8 protein-coding genes are annotated in these 8,161 nt (G+C 73.8%); 2 read left to right on the forward strand and 6 right to left on the reverse strand.

Annotation, left to right across the window (positions count from 1 at the left end; translation table 11 throughout):
• Positions 1–45: 45 nt before the first annotated feature.
• Positions 46–1,734: a urocanate hydratase gene (gene hutU, locus DBR36_RS07770; RefSeq protein WP_108318306.1), complete on the forward strand. Its 1,689-nt coding sequence runs from the start codon at positions 46–48 to the stop codon at positions 1,732–1,734.
• Positions 1,731–2,897, forward strand: coding sequence for an imidazolonepropionase (hutI, locus tag DBR36_RS07775; RefSeq protein ID WP_108318307.1), 1,167 nt, complete (start codon positions 1,731–1,733; stop codon positions 2,895–2,897). Before hutU ends, hutI begins: the two co-directional genes overlap by 4 nt.
• A gap of 130 nt (positions 2,898–3,027) precedes the next feature.
• Here hutI and DBR36_RS07780 read toward each other — a convergent pair whose 3' ends face one another.
• From DBR36_RS07780 to DBR36_RS07805, 6 genes are all read right to left on the reverse strand, one after another.
• Positions 3,028–3,492 (reverse strand): histidine phosphatase family protein, encoded by a 465-nt coding sequence (locus DBR36_RS07780; RefSeq protein WP_108318308.1) that lies wholly within the window; start codon positions 3,490–3,492, stop codon positions 3,028–3,030.
• Positions 3,489–4,400 (reverse strand): agmatinase family protein, encoded by a 912-nt coding sequence (locus tag DBR36_RS07785; protein WP_108318309.1) that lies wholly within the window; start codon positions 4,398–4,400, stop codon positions 3,489–3,491. The genes DBR36_RS07780 and DBR36_RS07785 overlap by 4 nt, the downstream gene beginning before the upstream one ends.
• On the reverse strand, positions 4,397–4,750 hold the full coding sequence (locus DBR36_RS07790) for a gamma-glutamylcyclotransferase family protein (RefSeq protein ID WP_108318312.1): 354 nt from the start codon (positions 4,748–4,750) through the stop codon (positions 4,397–4,399). The genes DBR36_RS07785 and DBR36_RS07790 overlap by 4 nt, the downstream gene beginning before the upstream one ends.
• Before the next feature lie 149 nt (positions 4,751–4,899).
• Entirely contained in the window at positions 4,900–6,174 is a 1,275-nt protein-coding gene (locus DBR36_RS07795; protein WP_108318310.1) for a DUF445 domain-containing protein, read from the reverse strand.
• A complete protein-coding gene (locus DBR36_RS07800; protein WP_108318311.1) occupies positions 6,174–7,334 on the reverse strand; it encodes an acyl-CoA dehydrogenase family protein in 1,161 nt (386 codons plus the stop codon). The genes DBR36_RS07795 and DBR36_RS07800 overlap by 1 nt, the downstream gene beginning before the upstream one ends.
• Positions 7,335–7,450: 116 nt before the next feature.
• Positions 7,451–8,146, reverse strand: coding sequence for an alpha/beta fold hydrolase (locus DBR36_RS07805; protein WP_258222619.1), 696 nt, complete (start codon positions 8,144–8,146; stop codon positions 7,451–7,453).
• Positions 8,147–8,161 lie beyond the last annotated feature (15 nt).

Here is an 8,161-nt window from a genome sequence, read left to right on the forward strand (position 1 = left end):
CCGTCCCTCTGACCCCCGCCCGCGCCCGATCGAAGGAGATCCCGCATGACCGACACTCTGGCATCCGCCGTATCCACGCACGAGACCGGCGCCCGCGGTCCCGTCCGCGCCGCGCGCGGCAACGTCCGCACCGCGAAGAGCTGGGGCGCCGAAGCCGCCAAACGCATGCTCATGAACAACCTCGACCCCGAGGTCGCCGAACGGCCCGACGACCTGGTCGTCTACGGCGGCACCGGTCGGGCCGCCCGCTCGTGGGCCGCGTACGACGCGATTGTGCGGACCCTCGACGAGCTCGAGCCCGACGAGACGTTGCTCGTGCAGTCCGGCAAGCCGGTCGGCGTGTTCCGCACGCACGAGTGGGCCCCGCGCGTGCTCATCGCCAACTCGAACCTCGTGGGCGACTGGGCGACCTGGCCCGAGTTCCGCCGCCTGGAGGACCTCGGGCTCACGATGTACGGGCAGATGACGGCCGGGTCGTGGATCTACATCGGAACGCAGGGCATCCTGCAGGGAACCTACGAGACGTTCGCGGCCGTCGCGCGCTCGCTCGGCCGGGACTCGCTCGCGGGCACCCTCACCCTCACCGCCGGTTGCGGCGGCATGGGCGGGGCGCAGCCCCTCGCGGTGACCATGAACGGCGGTGCGGTGCTGATCGTCGACGTCGACCGCTCGCGCCTGGAGCGCCGCGTCGCCCACGGCTACCTCGACGAGGTCGCCGACGAGCTCGACACCGCGATCGAGCGGGTGACCGCGGCCCGCCTGGCGGGTGAGGCGCTGTCGGTGGGCGTCTCCGGCAACGCGGCCGAGGTGTTCCCCGCGCTGCTCGCCCGCGGCATCCCGATCGACATCGTCACCGACCAGACGAGCGCGCACGACCCGCTGTCGTACCTGCCCGTCGGCATGTCGGTTTCGGACTGGGCGGCCGAGGCGGCGCGCGACCCCGAGGACTTCACGCGTCGCTCCCGTGAGAGCATGGCGGCGCACGTGCGCGCGATGGTGGGATTCCAGGATGCCGGGGCCGCCGTCTTCGATTACGGCAACTCGATCCGCCGCGAGGCGGAGCTGGGCGGGTATGATCGCGCGTTCGCGTTCCCCGGGTTCGTGCCGGCTTACATCCGCCCGCTGTTCGCCGAGGGCAAGGGACCGTTCCGCTGGGTCGCGCTCTCGGGCGACCCCGAGGACATCGCCAAGACCGACCGCGCCGTCGCCGAGCTCTTCCCGCACGACACCGCCCTGCACCGCTGGCTCGAGAAGGCGGGCGAGCAGGTGCAATTCGAGGGACTGCCGGCGCGCATCTGCTGGCTCGGCTATCAGGAGCGCCACCTCGCGGGGCTGCGGTTCAACGAGATGGTCGCCTCGGGCGAGCTGTCGGGACCCATCGTGATCGGTCGCGACCACCTCGACGCCGGATCGGTCGCCTCGCCCTACCGCGAGACCGAGGCGATGGCCGACGGCTCCGACGCGATCGCCGACTGGCCGCTGCTCAACGCCCTGCTGAACACCGCGAGCGGCGCCTCGTGGGTGTCGCTGCACCACGGCGGGGGCGTCGGGATCGGCCGCAGCATCCACGCGGGTCAGGTCTGCGTGGCCGACGGCACCGCGCTGGCCGCCGAGAAACTCGCGCGCGTGCTCGTGAACGACCCCGGCACGGGTGTCATGCGGCACGTGGATGCCGGCTACGACCGCGCCCGCGAGGTCGCCGCCGAGCGCGGCCTGACCGTGCCGATGCCGTGACCGCGCTGCTGCTGACCGGGATCGGCGAGCTGACGACGAACGTCGCCGAACGCGACGACGTGTGCGGCACGCGGCACGACGCCGCCGTCCTCGTCCGGGACGGGGTGATCGCGTGGGTCGGTCCGACGCGAGACGTACCCGAGGCCGACGCGACGGTCGTCCACGTCGGCGGGCGGGCCGTCGTGCCGGGATTCGTCGACAGCCACACCCACCTCGTGTTCGCCGGCGACCGTTCCGAGGAGTTCGCGGCGCGGATGGCGGGGTCGCCCTATGCGGCGGGCGGCATCCGCACCACCGTCGCCGCGACCCGCGCCGCCAATGACGACGCCCTGCGCGACCGACTGGCCGCGCTCGTCGCCGAGTGCCGGGCGCAGGGGACGACCACCCTCGAGATCAAGACGGGCTACGGCCTCGACGTCGCCACCGAGACGCGCCTCGCCCGCCTCGCCCGCGAAGCGACCGACGAGGTGACGTTCCTCGGCGCCCACGTCGTGGCGCCCGAGTTCGCGGGCCGCGCGGACGACTACGTCGACCTCGTCACGGGCGACATGCTCGCCGCGGTCGCCCCGTTCGCGCGCTGGGTCGACGTGTTCTGCGAGCAGGGAGCGTTCAGCCCCGCGCAGAGCCGGCGAGTGCTCGAGGCGGGTCGGGCGGAGGGCCTCGGCATCCGCGTGCACGGGAATCAGCTCGGTCCGGGCGGGGGAGTCGCTCTCGCCGTGGCGATGAGTGCGGCGGCGGTCGATCACTGCACGTACCTGTCGGACGACGACGTCACCGCGCTCGCCGCCTCGGACACCGTCGCCACCCTGCTGCCGGGCGTGGAGTTCTCGACCCGTCAGCCGTACCCCGACGCCCGGCGTCTGCTCGACGCCGGCGTCACCGTCGCCCTCGCGAGCGACTGCAACCCGGGGTCGAGCTTCACCAGTTCGATGCCGCTGATGATCGCCCTCGCGGTGCGCGAGATGGGGATGACCGTCGCCGAGGCCGTGTGGGCCGCGACCGCCGGGGGAGCGCAGGCGCTGCGCCGCGACGACGTGGGCGTGATCGCTCCGGGGCGCCGCGCCGACCTCGTGCTGCTGGACGCGCCGTCGCGGGTGCACCTGGCCTACCGGCCGGGGGTGCCGCTGGTGCGCCGGGTGTGGAAGGACGGCGTCGAGGTCTGACGTCATGCGGGCGGGCGTCGCCTGTCGGCGCTCCCGCGCCCGTCAGGGTTCGCGGCGCTGCCGCCGTGCTCGCGGCACGGCCGGATCGACCGATCGTCGCGCCCGGGCGGAGGGGAGGGGATGCCAGGACTCAGGGCGTGAACAGCTCGAACTCGTCGGGGGGAACGGCATCCACGTCGTCCCAGGTGCCCTCGTGCCAGGTGAACACCGCCACGGCGCACGTGACCATGCGCTCGTCGCGGTCCGCGAGGCGCGAGACGAGGGCGCTCATGCCGGGGTCGTGCGCGACGACCATGACCTCGTCGGACCCGGAAGCCCGCGCCGCGGCGAGCAGTGCGTCGGGGGCGGCGAGGTAGAGCTCGGGCAGTTCGCGTACCTCGGTGTCGAAGACGACCGAGAACGCCTCGGCCGTCTGCCGCGCGCGCAGGGCCGAGCTCGACAGCAGCGTCTCGGGGCGCACTCCGGCCTTGAGCACCGTGCGGGCCATCGCGGGGGCGTCCCGACGTCCGCGGTCGTTCAGCGGCCGGTCGTGATCGTCGAGGCCCTCGTCGGCCCAGTCCGATTTCGCATGTCGCGCGAGGACGAGTTGGATCATCGTCGTTCCGCCAATCCAGCCAGGAGCTCCAGGACGCACAGGGCGGCCAGTCGAACGGTTCGGGCGTCGGCGGTGTCTGCCGTGGCATCCACCTCGACGATGTCGGCGCTGATCACGCCGGGGTCTCGCGAGAGCCCGCGCACGAGAGCGCGCAGCTCCCACGCGGCGAGGCCGCCGGGGACGCTCGCGGGGCAGCCCGGGGCGACGGCGCGGTCGCACACGTCGACGTCGATATCGAGGTGGATGCCGCCGGTTCCGCCTTCCACCGCTCTGCCGGGCGGGACGCCGCCGGCGACGCGCAGCGCTTCGGCCACGACGTCGGCGATGCCGCGGCGGCGCACCTCGTCGAGCGTGATGACCGTGATGCCGGAGTCGAACGCGCGGCGGGCGTACTCGGCCGAGTTGGCGAAGTCGGCGATGCCGATCTGCACGATGCGACGGGGATCGAGTCCGTCGGCGATCAGGCGCCGCACGGGAGAGCCGTTGGACTCGCCGTCGCGCAGGTCGAAGTGGGCGTCGAGCGTGATCAGACCGCGCGCGCCGCGACCCTGCGCCACGGCGTACGTGGCGGAGTTGTCGCCGCCGAGGGCGATGACGAGCCGTGCCGCATCGAGCTGCGAGACCGCTGTTCGCACGCGCGCCTCGCCCTCGCGGCCGTCGGGATCGGCGACGTCGCCGGCGTCGGCGATGCGCAACGCCTGATCCAGGTCGACCGGGGGCGGGCCCAGCAGGGTCGGCGAGAAGCGACGCAGGGCCTCTCGCACCGCTGCGGGGGTCTGGGACGCGCCGGTCGGCGACAGCGAGGTCTCGTGCGCGGGGACGCCGAGCAGAACGGCATCCGCTCCGGGGGAGGGAGGCGGCCAGTCTCCGGCGCGCGGCCAGCGGGGATCGACGGACAGCGCGCTCATGCCGACACGTAGACCCAGGCGGTGCGCCCGCTCGCGAGGACGACCGAGGTGCGCCGGTACAGCGCCACCTCGTACTCGTCGGCGGCGTCGAGCTCCTCGGGGTCGAGCGTCAGGACGCGCCCGAAGACGCGGTCGCGCGCATCGCCGGTCCGGCGCAGGATGGGGTGCTCGTCGAGGCCCGAGAGCTGGGCGACCCGCTCGTCGCCCACGTCGACCCACTCGAGCCGGTGGCCGGCCAGCGAATCGTCCTCGCCCTCGACGACGCGACCGAATGTGTCCAGCTGCACGTCGGGCAGCTGGAGCGTCCCGTAGGTGAAGAGGAACTCCGCGGTCCCCGAACCGTCGCTCACCCGGCCCAGGCTACTCACCCGGCGGGTGCCCCGGGCGGTTCGACGCGAGGCCGCGTCGCGCAACGTCTCGGACGCGGCGCGACCCGTGCCGACGCGGGCGCGCACACCCGGCGCGGACCGCCGGTGCGCGCGCCGGCCGGCCGGGGCGGTCACGATCCCCACGTCAGATGGGCGACCGTGAAGATCACCAGGCCCGCCAGAGCCCCCACGATCGTGCCGTTGAGGCGGATGTACTGCAGGTCGCGGCCCACCATGAGCTCGATCTTCTCGGTGGTCTCTTCGGCATCCCACCGTTCGACGGTGTCGGTGATGATCGAGGCGATGTCGTGCCGGTAGCGCCCGACCACGAAGACCGCGGCGTCGGTGACCCAGCCGTCCACGCGCTTCTGCAGCGTCGCGTCGTGCTGCAGGCGCTCGCCCACCTCGGCGAGGGCCGCGGACGCGCGCCGCCGCAGCGCGCTCTCGGGGTCGGCGAGCGAGCGCAGCAAGCCGGCCTTGGCGGTGTTCCACGCGTCGGCGGCGAGCTGGCGCACGCGAGGACTGTCGAATACCGCGGCCTTGGCCTCTTCGAGGCGCACCATCGTGGCCGGGTCGTGCTGCAGGTTGTCGGCGAGCCGCGCGAGGTAGCCGTCGATCGCGCCGCGGGCCTGGTGGCCGGGGTCGGCGCGGACCGCGTCGACGAACTGCACCGCCTCGCGGTAGACGGTGTCGTCGACCAGGCGCGCGGCCATGCTCGGCACCCACGACGGCAGGCGGCGCGAGACGAGTCCCTGGAAGGTGTCGCGGTTGTTGCCGAGCCACACGGCGATGTTGTCGAGGGCGAGGTCGACGGCGCCGTGGTGCGCGCCCGAGCCGACGACCCGCTGCAGCCAGCCGCCGATCGACGGACCCCAGTCGGGCGAGAGCAGGTGCTCGCGCGCGAGGTCTTCGATCAGGCCCTGCACGTCGTCGTCGTCGAGCGCGGTCAGGACGCTCGTCGCCAGCGTCGCCCCCTCGGCGGCGACGCGGTCGGCGTGCGCCGGGTCGGCGAGCCATGCGCCGGCGCGGGCCGACAGGGGCGTCGACTCGAGTTTGGTGCGCACGACGTCGCCCTCGAGGAAGTTGGTCTCGACGAACTCGCCCAGCTGGCGGCCGATCTCGTCTTTGCGCCGCGGGATGATCGCCGTGTGCGGAATCGGCAGACCCAGGGGATGCCGGAACAGCGCCGTCACCGCGAACCAGTCGGCCAGCGCGCCGACCATGCCGCCCTCGGCCGCGGCGCGGACGTACTGCAGCCACTCGACCTCGCGCTGCAGGGGGAACGACACCGCGAAGATCAGCGCCATGCCCAGCAGCGCGCCCAGGGCCACGCCCTTCATGACGCGCAGGGCGCGGCGGCGCTCCTGATCGGCCGGGCTCAGCGCCGTGGTGGGCGTGCGCGCCATCAGTCGGTCACCGGGCCGAGCCAGGCGGCCGCGGCCGTGGAGTGCGCGGACTCGGCGTCGGAGGGGTGGAACATGCCGGCGAGGACGTCGCGATACAGGCGGCTCAGCTCGCTGTGCGCGAAGTACGCCGAACCGCCGCCGACGAGGATGGCGTCGTCGACGACCGCCTTGGCCATCGACACGGCGCGGTACTTCACCCCGGCGAGCAGCGAGAACCACTGCCCGCCGTGATCGGCTCCGGAGTCGACGTCGTGCGCCAGGGTCGCGAGCTGCGGGGGCAGCGCGTCGTAGGCGAGCGCCATGTCGGCCACGCGCCAGCGGATGTCGGGGTCGTTGGCGTAGACCGTGCCCGTCTTCTTCGACCGCCGTGCCGTCGCCGCGTCGACGGCGAGCTCGAGCGCGCGCCGCGCGATGCCCGTGTAGACCGAGGCGAGCAGGATCTCGAACACCGAGAAGATGCCGAAGATCAGCGGATCGGGCTGCGGACCGGGGGCCAGGCGACGGATGACCCGCTCGGCCGGGGCGTGCGCGCCGCGCAGCTCGGTCGTGCGACTCTGCGTCCCCCGCATGCCCAGGGTGTCCCAGTCGTCGCGGGCCACGATGGCGTCACCGCGCTCGAGGAACGCGAACACCATCTGCGGGGCGTCCGCCGAGGTGGTGTCGAGACCGTGCACGCCGAGGTGCGTCCACACCGGCGACAGCGAGGTGAAGATCTTGGTGCCCGTGAAGGTGTAGCCCCCGGCGCCGTCGGGCTCGGCGACGGTGTCGCTGCCGAAGAGCACGATGTCGTTACCCGCCTCGCTGATGCCGAAGGCGAACACCTCGCCCGCTCCCGCGCGCTGCTCGACGAACGCCAGGTCGTCGATGCCGCGGTCGCGCAGCACCTTGGCCACCCCGGTCCACACCAGGTGCATGTTGACCGCGAGCGCCGTCGCGGGCGCGGCCCCCGCCAGACGCTGCTGCAGCAGCGACGCCTCGGCCAGGCTCAGTCCCGCACCGCCCTGCGCGGAGGGGACCAGGATGCCGAGATACCCCGCCGCGCGAAGGTCGTCGAGGTCGTCGTGGGGGAAGGTGTTGTCGCGGTCGTGCACGGCGGCCCGTTCGCGGATGCGCGCGAGCAGGTCGTCGGGCAGCAACCGAGCCGGGTCGAACGAGGTCATGGCATCCATTCTGGCCGTGACCACCGACATCGCGGGTGGGGGTGGCGCGTGCCGTCGACGGGTGCGCGGCCCGGTCGGCCCGCCCGGGCCGAGCCGGTGCGCCGGGCCGGGGCGCGTCAGGCCAGCGCGTCCAGCAGCGCGGCGACGGTCGCTTCGGGACGGTCGCGGTGGGGGGAGTGCCCGGCCCCGGTGATCACGCTCATCGTCACCGCGGGGTTCTGCAGCACCTCTGACGCCAGTTCGCCGGAGAAGATCGAGTGCACCGCCGGGTCGGCGCCCAGCACGTGCGTGGGGACGGTGAGCGCGGCGGCCTGAGCGCGGACGTCCCACGGCTCGTTCTGCGCGGACGTCTGCTCGATCGCCCACCGGCTGGCCCGCCGCGTGGCGCGGGCCTTGAGCTCGACATCGAGCGGATGCCACGCGGGATGCTCCGCGCGGACGGCCTCGACCGTCGGGTCGGCGAAGGACTGCTCCTGGCTCACCCGCACGATGTCGCGGTCCTCGGCCGACAGGGCGATCGCGGGATCGACCAGGACGAGGCGGCGGGTCCATACGGGGTGCTCGGCCGCGGCGACCGTGGCCGCCGCTCCGCCGAGCGAGTGGCCGACGACCGCGTCCCACGCGCCGCCGTCGACGGGGGCGGTGGCGGCCAGATCGGCCGCGTACGCCGCGATCGAGTAGTCGAGGGCGCGGGGCGCATCGCCGTGACCGCGCAGGTCCACGGCCACGGCGTGCCACCCGGCGTCGGCGAGGGCGGTGCCGAAACGCCACATGAGCGCGCCGTCGGAGCCGAGGCCGTGGACGAGGAGCACGCGCGGGGCGTCGGC

It is taken from the genome of Microbacterium sp. HMWF026 (assembly GCF_003061325.1).
Classification (GTDB): Bacteria; Actinomycetota; Actinomycetes; order Actinomycetales; family Microbacteriaceae; genus Microbacterium; species Microbacterium testaceum_E.